The following is a 26,657-nucleotide window of genomic DNA, read 5'->3' as shown; positions in this document are numbered from 1 at the left end:
AGACAACAGCTCATGCCTCTCATTCCCGAGGAGCCTCAGATTCACGAGAGTGCCCAGGGTCCCCGCGCCACTCCGGCCAGCGGCCGCACAGCGCCGACCCCTCGACCCGTACCCGGACCCCGTCCCGCGGCTCCGTCGCGTCCCGGGCGTCCCGGACCCCTTCGGCCCACGCCGCCGGCGCAACGCATGCCGCGTGACACGGCCGCCAAGCCGGGGCCTTCGGCCCCGGCCGTTACTGCCGTCACCGCGCCCGCTCCGGTGACCCCCCAGGTCCAGTTGATCCCGGCCTCGGCCGAGGGCGCGCTGGACGCCGCGGAGGAGGCCGTGGACGTCCTCCTGGACTCGGGCCGGGCCCCGGGGGAAGTGCTGGTGCTCACCACCGGCGAACAGCACCCCTGGGCCGCCCACGAACTGTCCTTCGGCGAGGCCCCCTACTGGGCGCAGCACGACGCGGCAGACGACGTCTTCTACGCCGATGCCGCCGCCGTGGAGCGGGCGGGCGTGCGTCCCGTCGTCGTGGTCGCCGTCAACGGCGGTCCCGACACCGTGGCCGCCACCGCTCTGCCGCTGGCCCGCGCTCGAGCCGCCGCCCTGCTGATCGTCTGTGGTGACCCGCAGCAGATCAACGCGGCCCTGGGCGTGGGCGTCTAGCCCGCTCCGGCAGGCCGACGAGCGCCAGGGTCACAGAGGCGTCGCTGGTGCGGCGCCTCTGTCGTGTGCCCTGGCGGCACTATTGAGTGCTGGGACGGCCGGGGGGCGGGGTGGGTCTCGGTGCACCCGGCAGGCACTCCCGGCCGCCCGACCTGAGGCGCCTCGAGGAAGTTCATGTCGTGGGCGCTGACCGACCGCCGACGAGCGGACGGTCCCGATCCACAGTGAGGACCCCCGCATCGCGGAGGGCGGTTCGGCACCGTGCGCGACGAGAGACGCCAGGCCCTGGCGGCCTGCGCCTCTCGGGGCCGGCGCTTCTCCGGCTGTTCGGCTCACGCCCGGCGCCTGCGGCGGCCGTGGTCAGGGCCACCGAGCGTGACGATCGCTCCTCAGCGGGCGGCGGCGCGGCGCAGGACCTCCGAGGCGGCACCGCCGGTCCGGGGCAGCGGTGGCGGGGCCTCGGACAGGGCGAACGGCTCCGGCGTCGAATCCGCGTGCGGCCGTCGTCCTCCGCGCCCCTCCCCGAGGACCTGCCAGCCGTCCCGGGTGAGGGTGATGTACGCCCCGCAGCGCAGCCCGTGCAGCGTGCACGCATCCCGCAGCCCCCACATCCACGCCCCGTCCTCCTCCGTCCACCGCGCGTCGCCGTCACGGCAGTAGAGCAGCACGGCGGTGCGCACGGGGGTGCGCAGTCGCAGATCGTGCGGGATGACGCGGCGCAGTTGGGCGAGCAGGGCGTTGCGGAACATCCAGCCGTCGGACGAGGCCTGGCGCCGGGTGAACGAGGCGCTGGCACGCACCCGTTCGTCCGGGTCCAGTACGGCCACCACCGCGGTGGCCGGCCGTGGCCTGTGCCGCGAGTGCAGCCCGCTGACGACTTCCCGCGGGTTGCGCAGGAGAGGGATGCCGGCCGCGGCCCATTCGGCAGGCTCGAGCAAGCGAGTGGCGGAGGTGGCGGACGTGGACGGCGACAACGATGCCGCCGAGGACGGAGCGAATCCGAAGGTCACGATCCTCCCTTCGGCTACGGCCCACACTGCGGGCGGGTCGGGTTCGGGGGAGCGCACGCCGCAGCAGAGCCCTACCGGACTACGGACAAGCCGTGCGGGGAGCGGAGCTCAATTCTTCCTGTCGAACTTGGATGCGGCAACGAGCAATTGGGGCCACCGACCGTTATGTGACGATGAGTGACTTATATCCTTACCCAGTGATTCGAGGAAGGACACGTGAGCCCACAGCCCACGCCTCGGAAGAGCTGCTGACGCCGCATGTTCGACGGCACGCAGGCACCGAAGCACCGTCGCAGGCCGGCTCGCAACGTCCGTGACGGGCACCATCGGTTGCTGCCCGTGGTCAACCCTGCACCGCGAGCACCAGGGGCAACACCCCTTGTGCGCCCGCACGGCGCAGCACCCGGGCCGCGACCGCGAGGGTCCAGCCCGTCTCCATGTAGTCGTCCACGAGGAGAATCGGACCGCCGGCCTCGGCGAGCGCGGCGGCGAGCGAGGGCGGCACTTCCAGCATGCCGTGGAGCGCTTTGAGACGTTGGGCGCTGTTGCTCCGGGAGACCGGCGAGGAGTCGGCGTTGTACTCCACCGAGCCCAGGAGCGGAAGCCGTCCGACCTCCGCGATGCGTGTGCCGAGTGAGTGGATCAAACGCGGTCGTGTGCGTGAGGCGAGGGTGACCACACCGACCGGACGCGGCGAGGCGTCGGCAGCTGCGGAGGCCCAACCGCCTGGCCCCTTCGCCCAGTCGGCCAACACGCCCACCACAGCCCTCGCCACGTCGTCCGCAACCGGCTCGTCGGGTGCTTGGGCGGTGAGCATCGGGCGGAGCCTGTTGCCCCAGCCGATGTCCGACAGGCGCCCCAACGCTCGGCCGGTCGACGCCTGTTCGCCGGCCGGGATACGCCCCTTGAGCTCCACGCCGATCGCCGGGAGCCCTGTCGGCCACATCCGGCGGGGCTCCACCTCGACTCCCGCACGGCCCAGATCCACCCGTGCGGCGTCCAACGAGGCCGTGGACGTCTCGGCGGCGTAACGCGCCCCCGCGCAGTTGTCGCAGCGTCCGCAGGGCTTGGCGCCCTCGTCGTCGAGCTGGCGCTGAAGGAACTCCATCCGGCAGTCGGCGGTCGAGGCGTACTGCCGCATCGCCTCCTGTTCGGCCTTGCGCTGGCGGGCGACCCACTCGTACCGCTCGGTCTCGTACCGCCAGGGCTGCCCCGTCGCCAGCCAGCCGCCCTTGACCCGCTTGACCGCCCCGTCCACGTCGAGGACCTTGAGCATGGTCTCCAGACGGGAGCGGCGCAGCTCCACCAGGGGCTCCAGGGCGGGCAGCGACACGGGCCGCTCCGTGCGGGCGAGGACATCCAGCGTGCGGCGCACCAGCTCCTCCGACGGGAAGGCGAGGGACGCGAAGTACTCCCAGATCGCCTCGTCCTCCTTACCGGGCAGCAGGAGCACCTCCGCGTGCTCGACACCCCGTCCTGCGCGGCCCACCTGCTGGTAGTACGCGATCGGGGAGGAGGGCGAGCCCAGGTGTACGACGAACCCGAGGTCGGGCTTGTCGAAGCCCATGCCGAGCGCGGAGGTGGCGACCAGCGCCTTGACCTTGTTGGCCAGCAGGTCCTCCTCGGCCTGCTGCCGGTCGGCGTTCTCCGTGCGCCCGGTGTACGAGGTGACGATGTGCCCGCGCTGCCGGAGGAAGGCGGTGACCTCCTCCGCCGCGGCGACAGTGAGGGTGTAGACGATTCCGGAGCCGGGGAGGTCGTCGAGGTGATCGGCGAGCCATGCCATCCGGTGCGCGGCGTCGGGCAGGCGCAGCACGTTCAGGCTGAGGCTCTCGCGGTCCAGCGGTCCGCGCAGCACCAGGGCGTCCGAGGTGCCGCCGGTGCCGAGCTGCTCGGCGACATCCGCGGTCACGCGCGCGTTGGCGGTCGCGGTGGTCGCGAGTACCGGTACGCCCGGCGGGAGGTCGGCGAGCATGGTCCGCAGCCGACGGTAGTCCGGGCGGAAGTCGTGACCCCAGTCGGAGATGCAATGGGCCTCGTCGACCACGAGGAGGCCGGTCGCGGCGGCCAGCGCGGGCAGTACCTCGTCACGGAAGTCCGGGTTGTTGAGCCGCTCCGGGCTGACCAGCAGGACGTCGACCTCGCCGGCGGCGATCTCGGCCTGCACGGTGTCCCACTCCTCGGTGTTCGAGGAGTTGATCGTGCGTGCGTGGATACCGGCCCGGGCCGCCGCCTCGACCTGGTTGCGCATCAGGGCGAGCAGCGGAGAGACGATCACCGTGGGGCCGGCACCGCGGGCCCGGAGCAGGGAGGTCGCCACGAAATAGACGGCGGACTTGCCCCATCCCGTCCGCTGCACCACCAGGGCCCGGCGCCGGTCCGCGACCAGCGCCTCGATCGCCCGCCACTGGTCCTCGCGAAGGCGGGCCACGCCCGTGGCGTCCCCGACCAGGCGGGCGAGGACGGTGTCGGCGTCGGCCCGGAGATCCGCGTTGCTCGTGTGCTCCATGCCTCCATACAACAGGACGGCGCCGACAATCCGGCCGGGGACGGTCGCGGCAGGGTGCCGCTCGGTGGCGTCGCGGCGCTGTGTATCCGTACGTCTGACGTGCTCCTGATCGGACTTATCCACAGGCTCAAACGGGACCTCGTGATCCGCGAGATCGTCTGGGCATGACGAATCACAGCGAAACCACTGGTTCCCCCGAAAACGGCGACATCACGGGACGGGACGGGTGCGACGGCAGCGCCGGAAGCGTCCCGGACGAGGAACTGTCGGCGAACGGCGACCACACGGCGTACGTGAACCACACGATGTACGGCGCCAACGCCGAGTACGGCGCAAGCCCCGCCGGCCACCAGGTCACCCTGCGCACCCCCGGGGAGCTGGCCGACGCCCTGCCCTATCTGCTCGGATACCGGCCGGAGGACAGCATCGTGCTGGTCGCCCTGCACGACCGGGACGGACGGGGCCGGTTCGGTGGCCGCGCCCGGCTCGGTATTCCCGCGAACCCGGACGACTGGGGAGCCGTGGCCCAGCAGCTGGCGCGAGGACTGGTGAAGGGCAGCGAGCGCCGGGGCACCAGGCCCGCGCAGATGGTCGCCTATCTGTGCCAGGAACCGGCGAAGGGGGAGACAGGCCGGCAGGTCATGGAACGGCTCCAGGCGCTGGCCCACCGACTGCGTCTCGAATGCGGACACCTCGACGTCCCCGTGATCGAGGCGCTGTGCATCTCCGACGGCCGGTTCTGGTCGTACTGCTGCGGCGGCAGGGGCTGTTGCCCCGCCGAAGGTGTACCGATGGGGCTGCCCGGCACCTCGGTGCTGGCCGCGGCGGCGACCTACGCGGGGATTCAGGTCCGGGGCACCCTGCGCGAGTTGCGGGCCCGGCTGCTACCGCTGGAGACCGGTGCCGCACTGGAACAGGAGGTCGCCCTGGACACCGCCGGCCAGACGCTCGTCCCGGGGATCCTCGACGAGGCGAGCCGCCCCGCGGTGGCCGAGGAGACGCTGGAACTGGCCCGACGGGTCATGCGTCGCTACGCCGAGTCGACGGTCGTCCCGGGCGTCCTCCTGGCGGACCACCGGGACGACGAACTGCTCGGGTTCGACGAAGCCGCGGCGTTGATCCTCGGCCTTCAGGACCGGGTGACGCGTGACCGGGCCGCGCAGTGGATGGAGGGCGACGAGGCGGCCCCCGCCCTTCGTCTCTGGCGGGCTCTTGCGCGGCGCTGCGTCGGACCCTACGGCGAACACGCGGCGGCGCCCCTGACCTTGGCCGGCTGGGTCGCCTGGTCCAGCGGCGACGAACTCGAGGCCAGGGAGGCACTCGCCATGGCGCTGGGTGCGGACCCGGACTATCTCTTCGCCCGACTGCTGCACCAGGCATGCAACGAAGGCCTGGACCCCGAGTCGGTACGACGCTGCCTGCGGGCCGAGCGCGAGGGACACAAGGAGCACACAGCAGCCGGAAGCCCGGCCGGTGCAGTGGCGCCCGAGGACTCCGAGGGCCCACAGCGCACACCCGGGACGGAGATCCCCTCGAACGGTCGTGCAACAGCACGCCTCCGCGGCACACAGGACGGACACGAGCCCGCCGTCCTCAGCTGTTCGGAAGGGGAGAACTGTTCCTGCCGCGGACGCCACCCCAGCCCCGGGAACTGCTCCAGCCCTGGGAACTGCTCCGGCGAGGGCATGCGCTCCGGCGCCTCGGCGGACGGCGACGGCGCACGCGACGCCGAGGACGTGGACCGCGCCGGTGAAGCGCAGGGCGCCGTCGGCTCGGCCCCGCACAGCCCGGCGGCACACGTCTCGGAGCTCATGTCGACGGCCGTGACCCCGGGCGCTCGAAGGCGCCGCCGCGTCCGTCCCACCGGTGGCGGCGTGGACCACGCACAGGCTGCGGCCGAAGCGGAAGAGGGCCAGGAACGGGAACGCCGTGCGCATGGGGGAAATGACCTGCGCAATCGGTCGCCGAGGCCGCAGCCCACGCATCCGGCTGCGTCGAACCGAGGAGGATCCCGTCCGCGTCCTGCGGGGAAAGCACCCACAGGCCGTCGTGGCGAGTCCGCGGAAGGTCTGCGGCCCGACTGCGGCGGCAGCAGGGGGAAGGGGTGAAGCCAACCCGGCCGCCGTGGTGCGGGGGACGGGCCGGTGGTCGGCCCACGAGGACCGAAGCCGCACCGGCACCTGCCCGGCCCTTCAGTCGCCTGTCGCGGGCATCACCTTGGAGCGGCCCGGCCTGCCCCCACGCTGGTCCGGCAAGCCCCGCAACCGGCCGGCGTACCGCAACCGGCCCGGCGCATGCCGATCCGGCGGCCATTCGGTGAGGCCTGCGACTCAGGGGCGTGACCCGGGGGAGCCCCGGCCCGTTCACCTGAGTGGCGGAACGCCTGCACGGGTCGTGCCGCCACCGCGAACCCCGCCCTGCCGGAGCCTCCCGACCGGCCTCGACCCTGTCCGAGGCGCACAGAGAGCAGAAGAAGTCACGCATGCATCAGCCGACTCCGCCCTCCGCCGCCGACGAACGCTCCAGCCGCACCGTTGCGGGACCGGCCCGTCCCGCGGGCGCCCCAGGGCCTGACAGCGGCCCGGTCCCGTCCGTCGACCGCGGCGTCCGCGGTACAGCCCCTCGGCCGTCCTTCGGGTCGCCGGGCACGGCGCGTCGCCCGCAGACGCCCTCGTCCAGGGTGGCCGGACCTCCGACCGGGGCACCGGCCCGGCAGCGCTCAGTAGGCCTGCCCGCTGCCCACACGGCGATGATCTGCGTCGCCCTGCCGGGCCTCGCCATCTCGACGGAGCAGGGGCAGCTGACAGGGCGTGGGCTGGAGGGGTTCTACCGGGCGGGTCGGCGCATCCTGTCCCGCTGCCAGGTCCGGGTGGCGGGACGCGAGCCGCTGGCGGTCCAGGCCCGGATGACGTCGGCCGACCGGGCCCGTTTCGTCGGCGCGCTGCGGGTCACCCCGCACGGCGGCCCGGATCCGGACGTCATCGTCGAACGGACGCGGTCCGCCGACGGCACGGAGCGCATCACGCTGCACAGTGCCGCCGACCGGCCGCTGCGCCTCCCGGTCGAGGTGGTCCTCGGCACCGATCTGGCCGACCTTGGGGCGATCGCGGCGGGCACCGTGGGAGCCGAGCTGCCCGCCAGCGTCCACGACTCCGGTCTGCGGTGGTCCTGCGCCACCGCGGCCTCGTGCGTGACCGCCGACCCGCCCCCGACCGACGCGATCGCCTCCGCGGGCATGCTGCGCTGGGAGTTCGAGCTGCCCCCCGGCGGCATCGTGCACGTGGAGCTGAGGGTCCGCCTGGACGGTGCCGCAGGCGGGCAGGCCCGGGCCGTGGGCCGGGCGGCTTCCAGCCCCTTGGCCCACGCCCGTGCGGCGGGCGACGATTCGCGCGCCAGGGCGCTCCTGGCGACGAGCATCGCCGATCTCCAAGCCCTGCTGGTGCGGGATCCCACGCACCCCGCGGACACGCATCTCGCCGCAGGGGTGCCCTGGCGCTGCGGCCTGGCTCCGGCCGAGGCGCTCGCGGCGGCCCGTATGACTCTGCCGCTCGGTACCCGCCTCGCCGCCGGGACACTGCGCACGCTGGCCCGTACCCAGGTCACCGGGCCGGGACCACGGTGCGGCATGATCCCCGGCCCCCGGCGGGACGCGGGCGCGCACCTTCCCCCGGGCTGTACGGGAACGGAGGCCACCCTGCTCTTCCCGGTGCTCCTCGCGGAGGCCCGCCGTTGGGGCCTGCCCGATCAGGAGACGGAGGAACTGCTGCCGACGGCCGAGCGCTGCCTGACCTGGCTGCGCACCACGGTCGGCGAGGGGCCCTACCTGAGTGATCCCCAACCCGGCGGCCCCGTCCGTTGCGAGACCCAGGCTCACGCCCACCGGGCCGCGCTGCTGGGCGCCGACCTGCTCGACGCCTGCGCCCGGCCGGGCGGCGACGGGCTGCGGGAGTGGGCCCGCAAACTGCGGGCCACCTTCCGGCGGGACTTCTGGATCGACACCCCGGGAGGCGGCAGACCCGCGGCCGCCCGAACCGCGGACGGGCGGCCGCTGTCCCATCTCTGCGCTACGGCCGTCCACCTCCTCGACACCGGGTTGCTGGGCGGCGGCGTCCATGCCGCCGGGCTGTTGGACAGGGTGCAGACCGAACAGCTCGCCCGTCTCCTGGGCAGCCCCGTCATGGACTCGGGCTGGGGTCTGCGAGGCCTCGGGGCGAAGGAAACCGGCTACAACCCCTTCGGTCACCGCAGTGGCGCCGTCCGGGTGCACGAAACGGCGATCGCCGTCGCCGGTCTGGCAGCCGCGGGCTACGAGAAGGAGGGCTCCGCACTGTTGCGAGGGCTCCTGGCGGCGGCCGAGATCTTCGGGCACCGCCTTCCCGAGATGTACGCGGGGGAGCAGCGCGGTGACGGGGGAGCCCCCCTTCCTCATCCGGCCGCCTGTCGTCCCGCCGCCACGGCAGCGGCGGCAGGGGTCCTGCTTCTCACCACCCTGGCCGGCGTCCGGCCCGATGCCCCGGCCGGGACCGTCACCCTGCGCCCTCTGCGCAACGCGCCCCTGGGGGAGATCGGCCTGACCGGCCTGCGGGTTGCGGGCGCCCCCTTCTCCGTACGGGTCAGCCGGCTCGGTCTTGCCATGGTCGAGGAGGCGGCCGGGGGACTCCAACTGGGAGTGTGACCTCGTACGACGTGCATCCGGACTGCGTTCCCGTCGAGGGGCGGCGGCCGTTCGGTACCGAGTGGTTCGGCCATGGAAGCGGCCGACGAAGGGAGTGTTTATCGTCAGGAAGACGACTATGATCGCCGCATGCCCTACGACCCGTCAGCCTTTCCGCCCTTCGCCGTCACCGTGGACCTGGTCGTGCTGACCGTGCGCCGCCACGCCCTGTGCGCGCTGGCGGTGCGCAGGGGTGAGGCGCCGTTCCAGGGGCGATGGGCGCTCCCGGGCGGTTTCGTGCGGGAGGACGAGGACCTCACCCAGGCCGCGGCCCGCGAGCTGGCCGAGGAGACCGGACTGCGGGCCCACGACCCCTCGGCTCCGGCTCACGACAACGGTGCCCATCTGGAGCAGCTCGCCACTTACGGAGATCCCAAGCGGGACCCCCGGATGCGCGTCGTGAGCGTCGCGCATCTGGCGCTCGCGCCGGACCTTCCGGCTCCGCGAGCGGGCGGAGACGCCAGCAACGCCCGCTGGGCCCCGGTCGACGAGCTGCTCGAGCACGGTGGGTACGGCTGGGAGGAGGAGCCGGTCGCGCCGCTGGCCTTCGACCACGCCCAGATCCTCGCGGACGGCGTAGAACGGGCCCGTTCCAAGATCGAGTACTCGTCCCTCGCGACCGCGTTCTGCCCCACCGAGTTCACGGTCGGCGAGCTCCGCCGCGTCTACGAGGCGGTGTGGGGAGTGGCGCTGGACCCGCGGAACTTCCACCGCAAGGTGACCGGCACACCCGGATTCCTGGTGCCCACCGGTGGCACCACCACACGGCAGGGAGGCCGCCCCGCCCAGCTGTTCCGGGCGGGCGGCGCGACCCTCCTCAACCCGCCGATGCTGCGGCCCGAGGTGTGACCTCGGCCCGCCGCGGCCGCTGAAGCCGGGGGTGAGACCCCGGCCGAAGCGGCGGGTTCCGCTCAACCGGACGGACGATGCCCCCGTGCGGTGTCCGTAAAAATCGGATATGGGTCGCTATCTTGCTACGGGTGATCCAGGCCTTCGGACTGACCAGCGACTCCCGCAAGGCGCTTCCGCCCGCCGTCGACGATGTCTCCTTCGAGGCGCGCGCGGGCCGCGTCACCGTGCTGCTCGGAGCGCCGGGCGCGGGCAAGACCACACTGCTGAGACTGATGCTCCAATTGCAGCCGGGCCGCGGCCACGCCTACTTCAGAGGCCGTCCGCTGCACCGCATCGCCCACCCCTCACGTGAGATCGGCGTGCTCCTCGGTGACGTGCCGGGGCATCCCGCCCGCACGGTCCGCGGCCATCTGCGCATGCTGTGCGCGGCAGTCGGCGTTCCGGCGCGGCGGGCCGACGAAGTGCTCGAGGTGGTCGGCCTGGTCGGCCTGCGGGACGAACGCCTCGGCGGCCTGTCCCGCGGCATGGACCGGCGACTGGGCCTGGCCTGTGCTCTCCTCGCGGACCCGCACACTCTCGTCCTCGACGATCCGGCCCGCGGGCTCTCCGGACGCGAGAACCGTTGGCTGTACGGGATGCTGCGCACACACGCGGACCAGGGCGGCACGGTCCTGACGACCACGACCGACCCCAAAGAGGCCGCTCGCACCGCCGACCGGGTCGTCACCCTGGACCACGGCACACTCGTCGCGGATCAGGAAGCCGCCGACTTCGCCCGCACCCGGCTGCGCCCCAGGGTCGTCGTCCGCAGTCCCCACGCCGTGCGTCTCGCCACCCTGCTCACCAGGGAGGCCCGAGCCGCACAGTGCTCCGTCGAGGTGATCGAGGAGGACGGCAACCGACTCTCCGTGTACGGCAGTAGCTGTGCCCACGTCGGAGAGACGGCATTCCGGCACAACATCCTGGTGCATCAACTCGCGGACGAGACGGGGGACATGGGGCCGGGAGCGGGCGCGGTGAATGCGCGGCGGACGCGCCCCGAGGCGGGGCCGTGCTTCCCGGGAGCGGCGGATCCGAACACCCCGGAGGCGGACCTGAACATCCTGGAGGGGGAGCCGGCAACCCGGCGTTCGTCGGGACGGGCGGAGCCGAACGCCGCGGTGGGAGAACCGGCCACCCCGCATCCCTCGAAGCAGGCGATCCAGGTCGCCGGGGACCGGGCGCCGACCACCGTCGCAGCCATCGAGCAGAACCCGGAACACACGCAAGCTCGGGAAGACGTCCATGCGGCGAGTGGCGCCCCGCACACCGGCATCGCGGTCGCGCCACGTGGGTCCGGCGAGGCACAGTCGACTCGCCCCACCTCGCACGGGCCGGTCGACGCGCCACCTCACGACGACGTCCTGGCTCGTGACGGCGACTCCTCGACCGGTGTCACCGCAACAGCCGCAGACGACCCGGCTGCGGAGCCCTCGGACGCGACGGCGGCCGTGGCCGCGGAGACCCTGGTTGCCGAGGGCCAGGCTGCCGAGACCCCGAGCGCGACGGAGTCCCGGGCTGTCCCTGGACGGAACCCCGCGATCGAACCGGGCACCCCAGCAGACCTGCTCGCCCATGGGCTCCCGCGCCCCGAGCAGGTGGACGAGAGCGACCGCGCCACCCCGGCCGCCCCTTCCCCCGCCTCCCCGCCGGTGTCTGCCACGGCCCCGGCCCGGCGCTCACCGCGCCCTTCCGCGTCCCGCAACTTCGATATCCTGCCCGCCCTGCCGCCCCCTATCGCCGTCCGGTCCGCCCCCGGCCCGTTGCGTCCGCTGCGCTACGAACTCCGTCGCGCCGCCGGCATCGGCACCGGATTCCGCACCGGCGCAGCGGTGCTGGTCGCCTCCGCCCTCACCGCCGTACTCCTGGCCCGCGTCGGTCACACCTCACAGGCGCGGCTGCTGGCCGGGTGGCCCGTACAGCTTCCGCTGCCGCCCGCGGCGCTCGGTGCGGGGCTGCTCGGCGCCCTGGCCTTCGGAGACGAGTTCCGCCACCCCGCCCTGGCTGCGGACCGAGGTACCGTGCCCCGGAGGCTGGGGGTACTCACCGCCAAGCTCCTGGTGGCCGCGCTCACCGCCCTGATGCTGGCCTTCCTGACGGTGGGCTGCGACGCCGAAGCGCTGTATCTCGTCTACGGACGGGAGGTCGCGCGAGTTCCCGAGGACTGGCTGTCGCTGAGCGCGAGTTGGCTCGGCCTCGTGGTCGGCTGTGCCTGGACCGGTGTGCTCGCCGCCGGGGTCTTCCGCTCCACCACGGCCGGCCTCGCGGCGGTGGTCGCGATGCCCGTCGTTGTCCTGCCCGTCGTGCAGAGGGCCGTGGAGAGCGCGTCCGTGCGGACGGCGACCGGATTTTCGGTCCGGTTGCGTGAAACACTTCTCATGCAGTGGCCCTTCGGGGGAGACCGCTACCTGGCAGCTGCGGCACGTGTGATCGTCCAACCGGTCGGCGGGGCAATGGCGTTGTCCCTGACCGCCCTGCTGTGCGCTTACCTGCTCACGACCCTGCGGAGCAAGGCCCGATGACCACCGTCCGGGCCGAACCGATCCCTGTATGTGCGCAACTCCCCGGAGAAAGCCCATTTCTTTCCGATAAGGCGTCAATTGCGACGGGGTGAGCGATCACCCTTTCGTGTGCTTTTCACCAAAGACCTCAAGGGAGTTGGGAGCGACGCCGACAAAGGATCCGTGAGTACCCTTGCGCACACCATGATGACCGCCGCCCGCTCCACCGACTCCGGTCTGGCCGGCCCGGGCGAACTCGACCGCTATCCGTTCGCCGAAGCCCCTGTGACCGAACGCGTCGGAGCCCCCGTGTGGGAGTCCGCGGAGCCGGAGCTTGGCCGTGTGGGCCGCCGCACCGCGGGCAACCGTGGACGCGGGCTGCACGGCCAACTCGTCCAGCAACTGGGCCAGATGATCGTTTCCGGTGATCTGGGCGCCGACCGGCCGCTGGTGCCCGAGGAGATCGGTCAGCGGTTCGAGGTGTCCCGCACCGTCGTTCGCGAGTCGCTGCGTGTCCTCGAGGCCAAGGGTCTGGTCAGCGCCCGGCCGAACGTCGGCACACGCGTGCGTCCCGTGAGTGACTGGAACCTTCTCGACCCGGACATCATCGAGTGGCGGGCCTTCGGCCCTCAGCGCGACGATCAGCGGCGCGAGCTCAGCGAGCTGCGCTGGACGATCGAACCGCTTGCGGCCCGGCTCGCCGCAGGGCACGGGCGTGCAGACGTCCAGCAGCGGCTCTCCGACATGGTCGAGATCATGGGGCATGCCACGGCGCAGGGCGACGGGCTCACCTACTCCCGGGCCGACGCAGAGTTCCACTCTCTGCTCATCCAGCTCGCCGGCAACCGCATGCTGGAGCACCTTTCCGGCATCGTGTCGTCCGCCCTCCATGTGTCCGGCGGGCCGGTCACGGGCTGTGACCGGCCGAACGACGCGTCGCTGGGACATCACGGGCGGATCGCGGACGCCCTCGCGGCCGGCGACGGGGCGGCGGCCGAGGTGGCCATGCGGCAGCTGCTCACCGTTCATCCCGAGGTGGAGCGCGTCGTCCCGGCGCCGCGCGAGCACTGACCGCACCGCGCGGGGGGCCGGTCCGGGGACACCTTCTCCCTCCCGTGTGCTCGGCCGCGCCACCCGGACTCCCGTCGGACCCCGCAGAACCCGTCAGGGGGCCTGCGGGGTCCGACGGCCTACGTGGCGGAATCGGTGGCGGCGCTACAGGTAGGCTTCACGGGTGACCTCCTCTGCCCGCGTCTGATCACTTTTGAACGCTTACGGGGTGTGACTCGGGCCACGAAGATTGGGCGTAACGCTTGTGGAAACAACGCGATGACCTAAGAGGTGACAGCCGCGGAGGGAATACGGACGCCGTTCAAGGCGCTGTGAATCCTCCCGGTCCCCGCCCGCGCCGTCGGCCCACCCCAGGCCGGTGGTCGGTTCCTGTCCGTCACGGACGGGGCCGGAAGCCGTTTTCCAACGTTCCGAGAGGTTGTTCGTGTCGGCCAGCACATCCCGTACGCTCCCGCCGGAGATCGCCGAGTCCGTCTCTGTCATGGCGCTCATTGAGCGGGGAAAGGCTGAGGGGCAGATCGCCGGCGACGATGTGCGTCGGGCCTTCGAAGCTGACCAGATTCCGGCCACTCAGTGGAAGAACGTACTGCGCAGCCTCAACCAGATCCTCGAGGAAGAGGGTGTGACGCTGATGGTCAGTGCCGCGGAGCCCAAGCGCACCCGAAAGAGCGTCGCAGCGAAGAGTCCGGCCAAGCGCACCGCCACCAAGACGGTCGCGGCGAAGGCCGTGACCACGAGGAAGGCCACTGCCACGGCCGCCCCGGCCACCCCGGCCGCCCCCGCTGTGGACGATCCCGCAGAGGAAGCCGCCCCTGCCAAGAAGGCGGCTGCCAAGAAGACGACCGCCAAGAAGGCGGTCGCGAAGAAGACCGTCGCCAAGAAGACGGCGGCCAAGAAGACCGCAGGCGGCAAGGACGACGCCGAGGCCGGCGAGGAAGAGGTCCTCGAGGACGTCAAGCCCGGCGAGGAGGAAGAGGAGGGGACCGAGAACAAGGGTTTCGTCCTCTCCGACGACGACGAGGACGACGCGCCCGCCCAGCAGGTCGCCGTGGCCGGTGCCACCGCCGACCCGGTGAAGGACTACCTCAAGCAGATCGGCAAGGTCCCGCTGCTCAACGCCGAGCAGGAGGTCGAGCTCGCCAAGCGCATCGAGGCCGGTCTGTTCGCCGAGGACAAGCTGGCCAACGCCGACAAGCTCGCCCCCAAGCTCAAGCGCGAGCTGGAGATCATCGCCGAGGACGGCCGCCGAGCCAAGAACCACCTGCTGGAGGCCAACCTCCGTCTGGTGGTCTCGCTGGCCAAGCGCTACACCGGTCGCGGCATGCTCTTCCTGGACCTCATCCAGGAGGGCAACCTCGGTCTGATCCGCGCGGTCGAGAAGTTCGACTACACCAAGGGCTACAAGTTCTCCACGTACGCCACCTGGTGGATCCGTCAGGCGATCACCCGCGCGATGGCCGACCAGGCCCGCACCATCCGTATCCCGGTGCACATGGTCGAGGTCATCAACAAGCTCGCACGTGTGCAGCGTCAGATGCTCCAGGACCTGGGCCGCGAGCCCACCCCGGAGGAGCTGGCCAAGGAACTCGACATGACCCCGGAAAAGGTCATCGAGGTCCAGAAGTACGGCCGCGAGCCCATCTCCCTGCACACCCCCCTGGGCGAGGACGGCGACAGCGAGTTCGGTGACCTCATCGAGGACTCCGAGGCGGTCGTCCCGGCCGACGCGGTCAGCTTCACGCTCCTCCAGGAGCAGCTGCACTCCGTCCTCGACACGCTGTCCGAGCGCGAGGCGGGCGTCGTCTCCATGCGGTTCGGTCTCACCGACGGTCAGCCGAAGACCCTCGACGAGATCGGCAAGGTCTACGGCGTGACGCGCGAGCGCATCCGTCAGATCGAGTCCAAGACCATGTCGAAGCTGCGCCACCCGTCCCGTTCGCAGGTGCTGCGCGACTACCTCGACTAGGTCGCGATCGTACGACGCCGAAGGCCCGGTCTCCCGTCAGGGGGCCGGGCCTTCGGCGTCGGCGTGGGGGTGCGGGACACCTCGCCCTGGATCACTCTGGGTGTTCATCGATCACTTCTGAGTGAGGAGCGCGTATGCGTCGTCCCCTTGTCCGGGCCCTGTCCCGGCCGCTGATCCTGGCGGCCGTGGCGATCGCCATACCCATGGCCTCTGCCGCGCCGGCGGCCTCAGACGGCGTGGTGGTGGGGGGCTTCCCGGTCGACATCTCCCAGAGCCCGTGGACGGTCGCGCTGTCCAGCCGTGACCGGTTCGGAGGCATGCGTTCCGGGCAGTTCTGCGGAGGCGTGGCGGTCGGCCCGTCCATCGTGCTCACCGCGGCCCACTGCATGGGCGAGGACGTCCTGGGCGTACCGCCGGGCAAACTGGCCGACCTGAAGGTCGTCGCGGGCCGTACGGACCTGTACGCGGACGCCGGGCAGGAGGTCTCCGTGCGCAGTGTCTGGGTGAACCCGGGCTACGACGCTTCCAGCAACGCCGGGGACTTCGCGGTACTCACCCTTGCCGCGCCACTTCCCGCGGGTGCCGTCATCGCCATGGCCGGGGAGGGTGATGCGGCGTACAAGGCCGGGACGGAGGCCGTCGTCTACGGCTGGGGCGACGTGACCGGTTTCGGTGCCTACGCCCGCACCCTGCGGGCGGCTCGGGTGCATGTGCTGGCCGACGCACAGTGCGAGCGGGCGTATCCCGGCAACACCGACGGCACCTACGACGCGCGGAGCATGGTGTGCGCCGGGGAGGCGCGAGGCGGTCGTGACGCCTGTCAGGGGGACAGTGGCGGGCCGCTGGTCGCCCAGGGCCGGGTCATCGGGCTCGTGTCGTGGGGCAGTGGCTGTGGGAGGCCGGGAAGCCCCGGCGTCTACACGCGCGTGTCGGACGCCGTCCGGACACTCGGGTGGGCGCGTACCTCGGAAAGCTCCACAAAGCCCTCTGAGGGCGTCTGAGCCAGTCTGAGCCACTCATGGCACCGCGAGGTGCCATGAGGAGCGGGCGGCCGCCCCTGAAAGCAGGGACGCCCGCCCGCATACCGGCCTGTGCCGGTTCTGGCTCGTCGTGGGACGCGCAGATCAGCGCTCTTCTTCCGAACTGGAGGCCGGAACGGTCGTCAGCCGCTCTGTCTCGTCCTGTATCTCAGCGGCGATCTTCTTGAGTTCCGGCTCGAACTTGCGGCCGTGGTGGGCGCAGAAGAGCAGTTCTCCGCCGCTGAGCAGCACGACGCGTACGTACGCCTGGGCGCCGCAGCGGTCGCAGCGGTCAGCGGCCGTCAGCGGGCTCGCGGGGGTCAGAACAGTAGTCACGTCGCCTCTTCTCTAGCTCGACGAGCTGTCGTACCAGGGTCAACATCCAACCAGCCCCAAAACGTTCCCGCTCGTGGCTTGTCCTCGAAAAAATCTTTCCGAGGTGGCCGTCTGCTGCCGGTTTGGCGGCGAATGTGCCGTATTGCGTGGTCTTGTAGTGCTTACGGTTTCGCGCTGTCGGTCATGGTTCCATCCTCCCGGCTGGCTTGCCGGTTTGTTCATGAGGACGTGCCCGGAGCCTAAATGGTTCATGCCTCGAAGGGAACGTGATATGTACTTCACTCCAACGAGGGATCGAACACGCATGCGACGCTGGACTAGTCTGAGTTTGGGACGAGGGTGGCGTTACAACGGCTCTACCAGGCCTCGGTACCCTCTTGGCGGCTACCCAAGCCGCGCCCTTACCCAGAAGGGCCCCAAGTGAAATTCAGCGAGGAGCGAACCGCGTGACCGCCGAAACGTCCGTGCCGTCCACAGCGCTGCTGGCAGGAGCAGACCGGGACGGTTCCAACTACACCGCGCGGCACCTGCTCGTCCTCGAGGGCCTCGAGGCCGTGCGGAAGCGCCCGGGTATGTACATCGGCTCGACCGACAGCCGTGGTCTGATGCACTGCCTGTGGGAAATCATCGACAACTCCGTCGACGAGGCCCTGGGCGGCTATTGCGACCACATCGAGGTGATCCTCCACGACGACGCCTCGGTCGAGGTCCGCGACAACGGCCGGGGCATTCCCGTCGACGTCGAACCCAAGACGGGCCTGTCCGGCGTCGAGGTCGTCATGACCAAGCTGCACGCGGGCGGCAAGTTCGGCGGCGGCTCCTACGCCGCCTCCGGCGGCCTGCACGGCGTCGGTGCCTCCGTGGTCAACGCCCTGTCCGCCCGGCTCGACGTCGAGGTGGACCGCAATGGAAACACGCACGCGATCAGCTTCCGGCGTGGAGTGCCGGGTGCTTTCGCCGCCGACGGCCCCGACTCCAAGTTCGAGACGGGCGGCCTGCGCAAGGTCAAGAGGATCGCCAAGAACCGCACCGGCACGAGGGTGCGGTACTGGGCCGACCGGCAGATCTTCCTCAAGGACGCCAAGCTCTCCCTCGAGAACCTGCACCAGCGTGCTCGGCAGACCGCGTTCCTGGTGCCCGGCCTGACCATCGTCGTCCGCGACGAGTACGGCCTCGGTGAGGGGGGCAGCAAGGGCGAGGAGTCCTTCCGCTTCGACGGTGGCATCAGCGAGTTCTGCGAGTACCTGGCCGCCGACAAGCCCGTCTGCGACGTCCTCCGCTTCACCGGACAGGGGACCTTCAAGGAGACCGTCCCGGTCCTGGACGAGCACGGGCAGATGACGCCGACGGAGGTCACCCGTGAGCTCGGCGTCGATGTGGCGATGCGCTGGGGCACCGGCTATGACACGAACCTCAAGTCGTTCGTCAACATCATCGCCACGCCCAAGGGCGGCACCCATGTCGCCGGCTTCGAGCAGGCGGTCGCCAAGACGATGAACGAGGTGCTGCGGGCGAAGAAACTGCTGCGCGTCGCCGAGGACGACATCGTCAAGGACGACGCCCTGGAGGGCCTGACCGCAGTGGTCACCGTCCGCCTGGCCGAGCCCCAGTTCGAGGGCCAGACCAAGGAGGTCCTCGGCACATCGGCGGCCCGGCGCATCGTGAACACCGTGATCGCCAGGGAGCTCAAGGCGTTCCTGACCTCCGCCAAGCGCGATGCCGCAGCTCAGGCGCGGGTCGTCATGGAGAAGGCGGTCGCCGCCGCGCGGACGCGTATCGCCGCCCGTCAGCACAAGGACGCGCAGCGCCGCAAGACGGCTCTGGAGTCCTCGTCCCTGCCCGCGAAGCTCGCAGACTGCCGCAGCGACGACGTCGAGCGCAGCGAGCTGTTCATCGTCGAGGGAGACTCCGCGCTCGGTACGGCCAAGCTCGCCCGCAACTCCGAGTTCCAGGCGCTCCTGCCGATCCGGGGCAAGATCCTCAACGTCCAGAAGTCGTCCGTGACCGACATGCTCAAGAACGCCGAGTGCGGCGCGATCATCCAGGTCATAGGAGCGGGCTCCGGGCGCACCTTCGACATCGACGCGGCCCGCTACGGCAAGATCATCATGATGACCGACGCCGATGTGGACGGCTCCCACATCCGGACGCTCCTCCTGACCCTGTTCCACCGCTACATGCGGCCCATGGTCGAGGCCGGCCGGGTGTTCGCGGCGGTCCCGCCCCTGCACCGCATCGAGCTCGTCCAGCCCAGGAAGGGCCAGGACAAGTACGTGTACACGTACTCGGACCGCGAGCTGCGCGACAAGCTCATGGAGTTCCAGAGCAAGGGTGTCCGGTACAAGGACTCGATCCAGCGCTACAAGGGTCTCGGTGAGATGGACGCCGACCAGCTGGCCGAGACCACGATGGATCCGCGCCACCGCACCCTGCGTCGCATCAACCTCTCCGACCTGGAGTCGGCCGAGCAGGTGTTCGATCTGCTGATGGGCAATGACGTGGCGCCGCGCAAGGAGTTCATCTCGAGCTCGGCGGCGACGCTGGACCGGTCCCGTATCGACGCGTAGCCGCTGCGTTCGGGCCAACCGGTCTCGCGCGCTTCGGGCCGGGGTTCTCCACCCGCGGGTGGAGAACCCCGGCCGTCGGAGATCCACCCATGATCCACCCCAGCTCCGATCTGCGGACCAGCGCTCCTGCGTAGCGTCGAAGGCGTCGGCAGCGCTCGCTGCCGGCATCCCCTTCCCGCTCGCGGAGGCCGTGATGTCCGGGCTCGTCAACGCATTGCTGATCGTGGCCGTGACCGCATTCGTGATCGTGCGGCAGTTCCGTGCAAGCAGCATCGACACAGACCGGCGGTGGTGGCTTCTGCCGGGCATCCTGGCCGTCATGGCGCTGCGCGAGCCCGACCTGCTCGACGCCGGTCACCACACCGCATCGGTCCTGGTGCTCGGCGCCGAACTGGCCGTCCCCCTTGCCATGGGAGCAGCCTGGGCCTGGACCACCCGCATCTGGGTGGAGCCGGAGGGCGCCGTGTGGAGCAAGAGCACCGGAGCGAGCGTGGCCGTCTGGGGCGTCGGCATAGGTCTGCGAGCGGCTCTCTTCGCGGTCGGTGCGCTGCTGGGCGTCCATCAGGGCAGCTCGGACCTGATGCTGGGACTCGCGGCCACCCTGCTGGTCCGCTCCGGGATCCTGATCCGGCGCGTGCGGTCCTTGAGCCCTGCCCCCGTCCACGCCCCGGCGTACGGTGACCGCGTGCCCCGGTCCCTGTGGAAGGAGCGCGTGTGACGGAGAACGTCTGGACACGCTGGCCCTCACGGGAGGCGCTGGGGCCCAGAGGAGTCTCACGCACCAGGCGACTGCTGGCTTGGGCTGTACGGCTGCTGGTCGTGGGCGCGCTGTCGTGGAGCGCCTTGCACGACAGCCGCGCACACGGGTGGGCCGCGGTCGCGGGGGCCGGCGGAGCGCTGGTGGCTGGTGGGCTGGCGTGGGCGCTGTTCCGGACCACGCTCGAGCACCGGCTGTTTCCGTCCCTGGCCCTTCTCCTCATGCTGCTGGGGCTGGCGGCCGGGGCCGAGGCCGCCGAGTTCCGCTCTCCCGCCGTGGCGCTGTGGTGCGGATGTGCCATCGCGGCACTGGAACGGCTGCCGCTGGGGGCGGCGCTTCCGGCGGCTTCGGTCGGGTTCGCGGCGTTCGCCGTCGTCAACGACGATCCGGGGGTGACCACGGCCGCCGCCATCGGGGGTATGGCCCTCGCCGGATACGCATTGCGTCTGGACGCCGAAGCCAGGGGCAACGCACAGCGACTGCTCGCTCAGGAGCGGGCCGCCCGCATGGCCGAGGCCGAGTCGGCCGCACTCGCGGAGCGGGCCCGCATCGCCCGGGAGATCCACGATGTCCTGGCCCACAGTCTCTCCGCGCAGCTCGTGCATCTGGAGGCGGCCCGGCTGCTGATCGAGCGGGGCGCGGATCGCGAGCAGATCCTCGAGCGCGTGGTGGCGGCACGGGGGATGGCCCGCGACGGGCTCGAGGAAACCAGACAGTCGCTCTCCGCTCTGCGCGGTGAGCTGACGCCCCTGGAGGACTTCCTGACCGACCTCGTCCTCGCGTCCGACGGCGCCGAGGTCACCGTGGGAGGCGAGCGCCGACCGCTTCCGGTGGAGGCGTCGCAGGCGGTGCGCAGGGTCGCACAGGAGGCTTTGACGAACGCGCGCAAACACGCACCGGGCGCGAAGGTTCGCGTACGGCTGGAGTACGGCTCGCACGAAGTGACTCTGCACGTGAGGGACTCGGGGGGTCCGCCGGGCGAACTGGCCGGGGCCGGGGGCGGGTACGGTCTGCTGGGTATGCGGGAGCGCGCCGAACTGCTGGGCGGGTCGCTCGCCGCCGGACCGGACGAGGAAGGGTTCGTGGTGACGCTGAAGGTGCCGGTATGACCCAGGAGGCGGAGGGAAAGCCCGCAAGGGTTGTGGTCGCGGACGATCAGACGGTCGTCCGGGAAGGCATCGTGATGCTGCTCGGACTGTTGCCGGGAGTCGAGGTCGTCGGCGCGGCCGGGGACGGGGAGGAGGCCGTGCGGCTCGTCGCCGAACTGGCCCCTGACGTCGTGCTGATGGACCTGCGCATGCCCCGCTGCGACGGAGTGGAGGCGACTCGACGCATCCGGGCCGAGCATCCCGGGACGCAGGTCGTGGTGCTCACGACCTACGCGGACGACGAATCCCTGTTCCCGGCGCTGAGAGCGGGCGCCCGCGGGTACCTGACCAAGGACGCGGGCGGGGACGAGATCGTACGGGCCGTGCACAGTGTGCTGTCCGGGGACGCGGGCCTGTCGCCGAGCGTCCAGCGCAGGCTGTTGGAGCGCCTGTCGGCGCCCGAACCGGAACCGGCCGAGTCCGCTGCGGTCCCCGACGGGCTCACGACGCGGGAGGCGGAGGTGCTGACGCTGATCGCCGAGGGACTCAGCAACCAGGAGATCGCGCGCAGGCTCAGCGTGTCCACCGCGACGGTGAAGACGCACATCAACAACATGTTCTCCAAGACAGGACTCAAGGACCGGGCCCAAGCGGTGCGTTACGCGTACGCGAAGGGGCTGGTCCGGCCGCCCAGGGGGTGAACGCCCGGTCGGTCACCTGATGGGGTGAAGTGTGGGGGAAGAAGAGTCGGGGATCTTCCCGTTCTGTCCATGCTTGGGCATGCAGTCAAGCAACGGTCGTGCCCACGCCGGCGGGGACGGTCACGACAGCCGTGCCCCCGCGCCACAGGCGCGCGAACACCCTCACTCTCCGGGCCGAGCGTTCGTCGACGTGCCAGGGGAAGTGCGCTACGAGGACCCGTGGTACGACGCGCTCGCCTCGGGCTGGGGCGAGTCGGCCGTCATGGGCGCGTCCGTGACCGACGTTCCCGCAGCACGTCGGCAGCGGGAGACCGGAGCCCAGGCAGCGGCCCAGATCTACCTCGAGGTGCAGCGCAGCGCGGCCTTTCAGGAGGTGCGCAGCCGGTACCGGCGTTTCGTGGTGCCCGCCGTCGCCGCATTCTTCATCTGGTATGTGGCCTACGTCGTGACCGCGACGACGGCGCCCGGGCTGATGGCCCGGCCGGTGGCGGGCGCGGTGAACGTGGGATTGCTGGCCGGGTTGGGACAGTTCCTCAGCACGTTTCTGCTCACCTGGGCCTATGCCCGGCACGCACGCCTGCGAAGGGACCGCGCGGCCCTCGAACTGCGCTGGGACACACAGGAGCTGACCCGTGGAGCAAAGGGCGGTGCGTCGTGAGCGGCAACCAACAGGCGCTGGTGCTGTCGCTGTTCAGCGTCTTCGTCGCGGTCACGCTGGGGATCACGACCTGGGTGAGTCGCAACCGGCACGGTTCGGAGGAGGAGTTCTACGTCGGCGGGCGGCTGTTCTCTCCCATGGAGAATGGTTTTGCCATCGCGGGCGACTACATGTCGGCCGCCTCCTTCCTGGGTGTCACCGGACTCATCGCCCTGTTCGGGTACGACGGGCTGCTGTATGTGGTCGGCTTCCTGGTGGCCTGGCTGGTGGTGCTGTTCCTCGTCGCCGAACTGGTGCGCAACTGCGGGCGGTTCACGCTGGCCGACGTGGTGGCCGCGCGCATGAGCGAGCGGCCGGTACGCATCGCGGCGGGAACCTCCTCGGTCACCGTGTCCGTTCTCTATCTGGTGGCGCAGATGGTGGGCGCCGGAAGCCTGGTCGCGCTGCTCCTCGGGAACACCGGCGAGGCGGCCCAGGCCTGGGCGGTCATCGGGGTCGGTGCGCTCATGGTGGTCTATGTGTCGTTCGGAGGGATGCGGGCCACCACGTGGATCCAGATCGTCAAGGCAATTCTGCTGTTGGCCGGCGCCATCGTGCTCACCGTGCTCGTCCTGGCGCGCTTCCACGGTGACTTCGACCAGTTGCTGCGGACGGCCGCCGAGCGCAGCGGACACGGGGACGCGTTCCTGGCGCCCGGGCTGAAGTACGGCGGGGACTGGACCGCGCGCTTCGATCTCATGAGTCTGGGACTCGCGCTGGTGCTGGGCACGGCGGGTCTGCCGCACATCCTGTCCCGCTTCTACACCGTGCCGACCGCGCAGGCCGCCCGGCGCTCCGTCGTCTGGTCGATCGCGCTGATCGGCGGCTTCTACCTGATGACGATCGTCCTCGGTTTCGGTGCGGCGGCGATCGTCGGCCCGGCGGCGGTGCGGGGCTCGAACGCGGCGGGCAACACGGCGGTTCCGCTCCTGGCACTGGACCTGGGCGGTGGCGCGGGCTCCGCGGGCGGAGCGGTTCTGTTCGCGGTCGTGGGCGCCGTCGCCTTCGCCACGATCCTCGCCGTCGTCGCCGGGATCACGCTCGCCTCCTCGGCGTCGGTGGCGCATGACCTGTATGCATCCCTGCGCCGTCGGCGGAGCAAGCCCCGCAGCGAGGTCGCGGTGGCGCGGGTCGCCGCGGTGGGCGTCGGCGTCGTCGCGATCGCCCTCGGGCTGCTGGCCCGCGATCTCAATGTCGCCTTCCTGGTGGGGCTCGCCTTCGCCGTCGCCGCGTCCGCGAACCTGCCTGTGCTGCTGTACTCGCTGTTCTGGCGTGGCTTCACCACACGCGGCGCTGTGTGGGCGGTGTACGGCGGACTGGTTCCGGCCCTGGCCCTCGTCGTCCTGTCGCCGGTGGTGTCCGGGAGCCCCGAGTCGCTCTTCCCGGACGTCGACTTCCAGTACTTCCCGCTGCAGAACCCCGGCCTCGTCTCGATCCCGCTGGGCTTCCTGGCGGGCTGGCTGGGCACGGTCACCTCGGCCGAGGTCGCGGACGAGGCCAAGCACGCGGAGACCGAGGTGCGGTCACTGACGGGGGCGGGCGCCGCTTGACGGGCAGCGTCACGCACCGTCGTACCGGGCCGGGGCCCTCGTGCGGGCCTATGGCGCCACCCACGCGTACCGGTGTTCGGGGCGGCCCGTGTCGCCGTACTTGAGGGAGAGGTGCAGGCGTCCGGCCTGTTCGAGGTGACGGAGATAGCGCTGCGCCGTCGAGCGGCTCAGGCCGGTCTCGGCGGCGACCTCGTGAGCCGACAGCGGGTGGCTCGCACGGTGCAGCACCGCGCAGATCAGGTCCGTGGTCGGCTCCGAGTGGCCGCTCGGCAGGCCGGGCGAGGACGGCGCAGGGCCCGTACGCAGGGCGCCGAAGATCCGGTCGACCTGCTCCTGGCCGGCGATGCCGTGGCCACCGACCCGGTCCACCGTGCGGCGCAGGGCGGCGTACGAATCGAGGCGGGTGCGCAGCGCGGCGAAGGTGAAGGGTTTGACCAGGTAGTGCAGGGCGCCCAGACGCATCGCGGTCTGCACCGTCCTGACATCACCGGCCGCCGTGATCATGATGACGTCGGTGCCGTGGCCCTGTTCACGCATGTGGTGGACGAGCTGGAGGCCGGTCTGGTCGGGCAGGTAGTGGTCGAGCAGCACCAGGTCGATGGTCCCGCGCTCGATGGCGCCCAGCGCCTGGGCGGCACTGTGCGCGCGGGCGGCCACCCGGAAACCGGGAACCTTTCCCACGTACTTGGCGTTGATCTCGGCGACACGGAAGTCGTCGTCCACCACCAGGACGTCAATCATCGGGCCTCTCTCCGTCAAGGCCTGTCGGGCGTTACGCCCTTGTTTCGGCTTCGCTGTTCTAGCGCGAGCAAAACGAGCACAACAGGCTACTGCAAGCAAAAGAAGCGCATGCGGCCAGAAGGCTGATGCCGGCTCCCGGGTCACCTCTACCGTCCCCGGCCATGAGCGCACACACCAGCCCCGCCATCGAGCTGCGGGGCGCGAGCAAGGTCTTCAGGACCCCGTCGGGGGCCCCGCACACGGCCGTGCGGGAACTCGACCTCACGGTCGGCCATGGCGAGTTCGTGGCCGTCGTCGGCCCGACCGGCTGCGGCAAGTCGACCACCTTGACCCTGGTCAGCGGCCTGGAAGAGCCCACCCAGGGCGAGGTGATGGTCGCCGGGCAGCCCGTGCGTGGCGTCGGTGACAAGGTCGGCTTCGTCTTCCAGCAGGACGCCACCTTTCCCTGGCGTACGGTCCTGTCCAACGTCATGGCCGGGCCTCGCTTCCGCGGTGTGCCCAAGGCGGAGGCGAAGCGGAAGGCCCGCGAATGGCTGGCCCGGGTGGGGCTCACCGCCTTCGAGGACCGCTACCCGCACCAGCTGTCCGGAGGTCAGCGCAAACGCGTCGCCCTCGCCGCGACCTTTGTGAACGACCCCGAGATCCTCCTCATGGACGAGCCGTTCTCGGCTCTCGACGTGCAGACCAGAGCCCTGATGTCGGACGAACTCCTCGAGCTGTGGGAGGGGACCGGCGCGTCCGTCGTCTTCGTCACCCACGACCTGGAGGAGTCCATCGCGCTGGCCGACAAGGTCGTCGTGATGACCGCAGGCCCCGCCACGGTCAAGCAGGTCTTCGACATCGACCTGCCACGGCCGCGCAAGGTCGAGTCGGTGCGCCTCGAGCCGCGGTTCATCGAGATCTACCGCGAGATCTGGGAGTCCCTCGGCGAAGAGGTCCGCATCACCCGCGAGAGGAGCGCCGCCCATGTCGCCTGATGTGCTCAGCACGCCGGTCGTCGGCACCGTGAAGGCTCCGGACCGCGCCCACTCACGCGCGCGTGCCGCACGCAGACGCAAGGTCGTCGTGTCGGCGTTCCGTGTCCTGCTGCTGGTGGCCGTCCTGGGCCTGTGGGAGGCGTTCTCCCGGGCCAAGGTCATCGATCCCTTCAACTTCTCCATGCCCAGCAAGATCTGGGACCAGATCTACACCTGGGTGACGCACGGTACGGCGCTCGGCTCCCTGGGCGAGCAGATCTGGTACACGCTGCACGAGGCGCTGCTCGGCTGGGTCATCGGTGTCGTCGCCGGCGTCGTGTGCGGTATCGCACTGGGGCGGATCGCCTTTCTCGCCGACGTCCTCGGTCCCTACATCAAGGTGCTCAACTCCATACCCAGGATCGTGCTGGCCCCGATCTTCGTGATCTGGTTCGGCCTCGGCCCGGCCTCCAAGGTCGCCTCGGCCGTCGTCCTGGTGTTCTTCCCGGTCTTCTTCAACGCCTTCCAGGGCGCCCGGGAGGTCGACCGCAACCTCGTCGCCAACGCCCGCATCCTCGGCGCGAGCGACCGCAGGGTGACGCTCCAGGTGGTCGTGCCGTCCGCCACCTCCTGGATCTTCACCAGCCTCCACGTCAGCTTCGGCTTCGCCCTCATCGGCGCCATCGTCGGCGAGTACATCGGCGCGACCAAGGGGATCGGTCTGCTCGTCGCGCAGTCGCAGGGCACGTTCAACGCGGCGGGCGTGTACGCCGCGATGGTCATCCTCGCCGTCGTCGCACTCGTCGCGGAGGGGCTGCTGACCTTCGCCGAACGCCGCATCTTCCGCTGGAAACCGTCTGGCTCCGACAGCTGACCTTCGTTGAACGATCCTCCGGGAACCTTCGCTGCGAAGGGGCTGCTCAGCGGCCTCA

Annotated in this window: 20 protein-coding genes; 16 read left to right on the top strand and 4 right to left on the bottom strand. The window is 71.0% G+C overall.

Going from position 1 to position 26,657, the window contains the following annotated elements; genetic code table 11:
• The first annotated feature begins 12 nt into the window (after positions 1-12).
• Complete coding sequence (locus tag OHS71_RS11685; RefSeq protein WP_328479324.1) at positions 13-651, top strand: hypothetical protein; 639 nt, start codon at positions 13-15, stop codon at positions 649-651.
• 389 nt (positions 652-1,040) lie between these two features.
• Here the strand turns inward: OHS71_RS11685 and OHS71_RS11680 are convergent, their stop codons facing one another.
• Together OHS71_RS11680 and OHS71_RS11675 are read right to left on the bottom strand one after the other, a co-directional pair.
• Positions 1,041-1,661, bottom strand: coding sequence for a hypothetical protein (locus OHS71_RS11680; protein ID WP_328479323.1), 621 nt, complete (start codon positions 1,659-1,661; stop codon positions 1,041-1,043).
• Positions 1,662-2,004: 343 nt separating this feature from the next.
• A complete protein-coding gene (locus tag OHS71_RS11675) occupies positions 2,005-4,170 on the bottom strand; it encodes a RecQ family ATP-dependent DNA helicase (protein ID WP_328479322.1) in 2,166 nt (721 codons plus the stop codon).
• Positions 4,171-4,334: 164 nt separating this feature from the next.
• On the opposite strand from OHS71_RS11675, the gene OHS71_RS11670 reads away from it, so the two are divergent.
• The 7 genes from OHS71_RS11670 (at position 4,335) to OHS71_RS11640 (ending at position 16,314) form a co-directional block, all read left to right on the top strand.
• Positions 4,335-6,278 carry a DUF4192 domain-containing protein gene (locus OHS71_RS11670; protein ID WP_328479321.1) on the top strand — a complete coding sequence of 648 codons (1,944 nt, stop codon included), beginning with the start codon at positions 4,335-4,337 and terminating at the stop codon, positions 6,276-6,278.
• A gap of 641 nt (positions 6,279-6,919) precedes the next feature.
• Positions 6,920-8,845: a glycogen debranching N-terminal domain-containing protein gene (locus OHS71_RS11665; protein ID WP_328479320.1), complete on the top strand. Its 1,926-nt coding sequence runs from the start codon at positions 6,920-6,922 to the stop codon at positions 8,843-8,845.
• Positions 8,846-8,974: 129 nt separating this feature from the next.
• A complete protein-coding gene (locus OHS71_RS11660) occupies positions 8,975-9,733 on the top strand; it encodes an NUDIX hydrolase (protein WP_328479319.1) in 759 nt (252 codons plus the stop codon).
• A 122-nt stretch (positions 9,734-9,855) separates the two neighbouring features.
• A complete protein-coding gene (locus OHS71_RS11655; RefSeq protein WP_443061143.1) occupies positions 9,856-12,297 on the top strand; it encodes an ATP-binding cassette domain-containing protein in 2,442 nt (813 codons plus the stop codon).
• 162 nt (positions 12,298-12,459) lie between these two features.
• Positions 12,460-13,347, top strand: coding sequence for a FadR/GntR family transcriptional regulator (locus tag OHS71_RS11650; RefSeq protein ID WP_328479317.1), 888 nt, complete (start codon positions 12,460-12,462; stop codon positions 13,345-13,347).
• Positions 13,348-13,771: 424 nt separating this feature from the next.
• Entirely contained in the window at positions 13,772-15,313 is a 1,542-nt protein-coding gene (locus OHS71_RS11645; protein ID WP_328479316.1) for an RNA polymerase sigma factor, read from the top strand.
• A gap of 134 nt (positions 15,314-15,447) precedes the next feature.
• On the top strand, positions 15,448-16,314 hold the full coding sequence (locus tag OHS71_RS11640; RefSeq protein WP_328479315.1) for a S1 family serine peptidase: 867 nt from the start codon (positions 15,448-15,450) through the stop codon (positions 16,312-16,314).
• A gap of 123 nt (positions 16,315-16,437) precedes the next feature.
• Here the strand turns inward: OHS71_RS11640 and OHS71_RS11635 are convergent, their stop codons facing one another.
• On the bottom strand, positions 16,438-16,668 hold the full coding sequence (locus OHS71_RS11635; protein ID WP_328479314.1) for a DUF7455 domain-containing protein: 231 nt from the start codon (positions 16,666-16,668) through the stop codon (positions 16,438-16,440).
• Between the two features lie 446 nt (positions 16,669-17,114).
• On the opposite strand from OHS71_RS11635, the gene OHS71_RS11630 reads away from it, so the two are divergent.
• From OHS71_RS11630 to OHS71_RS11605, 6 genes are all read left to right on the top strand, one after another.
• Entirely contained in the window at positions 17,115-19,235 is a 2,121-nt protein-coding gene (locus tag OHS71_RS11630; RefSeq protein ID WP_328479313.1) for a DNA gyrase/topoisomerase IV subunit B, read from the top strand.
• 193 nt (positions 19,236-19,428) lie between these two features.
• Complete coding sequence (locus OHS71_RS11625; protein ID WP_328479312.1) at positions 19,429-19,953, top strand: DUF1453 domain-containing protein; 525 nt, start codon at positions 19,429-19,431, stop codon at positions 19,951-19,953.
• On the top strand, positions 19,950-21,101 hold the full coding sequence (locus tag OHS71_RS11620) for a sensor histidine kinase (protein WP_328479311.1): 1,152 nt from the start codon (positions 19,950-19,952) through the stop codon (positions 21,099-21,101). The genes OHS71_RS11625 and OHS71_RS11620 overlap by 4 nt, the downstream gene beginning before the upstream one ends.
• The gene (locus OHS71_RS11615; RefSeq protein WP_328479310.1) at positions 21,098-21,781 is read left to right on the top strand and encodes a response regulator transcription factor; all 684 of its coding nucleotides are present in this window, start codon (positions 21,098-21,100) and stop codon (positions 21,779-21,781) included. The genes OHS71_RS11620 and OHS71_RS11615 overlap by 4 nt, the downstream gene beginning before the upstream one ends.
• 79 nt (positions 21,782-21,860) lie before the next feature.
• A complete protein-coding gene (locus OHS71_RS11610; protein WP_328479309.1) occupies positions 21,861-22,439 on the top strand; it encodes a DUF485 domain-containing protein in 579 nt (192 codons plus the stop codon).
• A complete protein-coding gene (locus tag OHS71_RS11605) occupies positions 22,436-24,028 on the top strand; it encodes a solute symporter family protein (protein WP_328479308.1) in 1,593 nt (530 codons plus the stop codon). The genes OHS71_RS11610 and OHS71_RS11605 overlap by 4 nt, the downstream gene beginning before the upstream one ends.
• Before the next feature lie 48 nt (positions 24,029-24,076).
• Here OHS71_RS11605 and OHS71_RS11600 read toward each other — a convergent pair whose 3' ends face one another.
• On the bottom strand, positions 24,077-24,769 hold the full coding sequence (locus tag OHS71_RS11600) for a response regulator (protein WP_328479307.1): 693 nt from the start codon (positions 24,767-24,769) through the stop codon (positions 24,077-24,079).
• 161 nt (positions 24,770-24,930) lie between these two features.
• Here OHS71_RS11600 and OHS71_RS11595 point away from each other — a divergent pair, with 161 nt between their 5' ends.
• Together OHS71_RS11595 and OHS71_RS11590 are read left to right on the top strand one after the other, a co-directional pair.
• On the top strand, positions 24,931-25,746 hold the full coding sequence (locus tag OHS71_RS11595) for an ABC transporter ATP-binding protein (RefSeq protein ID WP_328479306.1): 816 nt from the start codon (positions 24,931-24,933) through the stop codon (positions 25,744-25,746).
• Positions 25,736-26,599 carry an ABC transporter permease gene (locus OHS71_RS11590; RefSeq protein WP_328479305.1) on the top strand — a complete coding sequence of 288 codons (864 nt, stop codon included), beginning with the start codon at positions 25,736-25,738 and terminating at the stop codon, positions 26,597-26,599. Before OHS71_RS11595 ends, OHS71_RS11590 begins: the two co-directional genes overlap by 11 nt.
• The last annotated feature ends 58 nt before the right edge of the window (positions 26,600-26,657 follow it).

This window comes from Streptomyces sp. NBC_00377, assembly GCF_036075115.1.
In the GTDB taxonomy this organism is placed as follows: domain Bacteria; phylum Actinomycetota; class Actinomycetes; order Streptomycetales; family Streptomycetaceae; genus Streptomyces.
The sequence above is the reverse complement of the archived record's forward strand: the minus strand, read 5'-3'. Positions and strand labels throughout refer to the sequence as shown.

Excerpts from the sequence above, each read along its gene's own strand:
- OHS71_RS11670 (WP_328479321.1), top strand. The coding sequence starts at position 4,335 with ATGACGAATCACAGCGAAACCACTGGTTCCCCCGAAAACGGCGACATC.
- OHS71_RS11590 (WP_328479305.1), top strand. The coding sequence starts at position 25,736 with ATGTCGCCTGATGTGCTCAGCACGCCGGTCGTCGGCACCGTGAAGGCT.
- OHS71_RS11665 (WP_328479320.1), top strand. The coding sequence starts at position 6,920 with ATGATCTGCGTCGCCCTGCCGGGCCTCGCCATCTCGACGGAGCAGGGG.
- OHS71_RS11640 (WP_328479315.1), top strand. The coding sequence starts at position 15,448 with ATGCGTCGTCCCCTTGTCCGGGCCCTGTCCCGGCCGCTGATCCTGGCG.
- OHS71_RS11625 (WP_328479312.1), top strand. The coding sequence starts at position 19,429 with ATGTCCGGGCTCGTCAACGCATTGCTGATCGTGGCCGTGACCGCATTC.
- OHS71_RS11610 (WP_328479309.1), top strand. The coding sequence starts at position 21,861 with ATGCAGTCAAGCAACGGTCGTGCCCACGCCGGCGGGGACGGTCACGAC.
- OHS71_RS11595 (WP_328479306.1), top strand. The coding sequence starts at position 24,931 with ATGAGCGCACACACCAGCCCCGCCATCGAGCTGCGGGGCGCGAGCAAG.
- OHS71_RS11600 (WP_328479307.1), bottom strand. The coding sequence starts at position 24,769 with ATGATTGACGTCCTGGTGGTGGACGACGACTTCCGTGTCGCCGAGATC.
- OHS71_RS11660 (WP_328479319.1), top strand. The coding sequence starts at position 8,975 with ATGCCCTACGACCCGTCAGCCTTTCCGCCCTTCGCCGTCACCGTGGAC.
- OHS71_RS11685 (WP_328479324.1), top strand. The coding sequence starts at position 13 with ATGCCTCTCATTCCCGAGGAGCCTCAGATTCACGAGAGTGCCCAGGGT.
- OHS71_RS11615 (WP_328479310.1), top strand. The coding sequence starts at position 21,098 with ATGACCCAGGAGGCGGAGGGAAAGCCCGCAAGGGTTGTGGTCGCGGAC.
- OHS71_RS11675 (WP_328479322.1), bottom strand. The coding sequence starts at position 4,170 with ATGGAGCACACGAGCAACGCGGATCTCCGGGCCGACGCCGACACCGTC.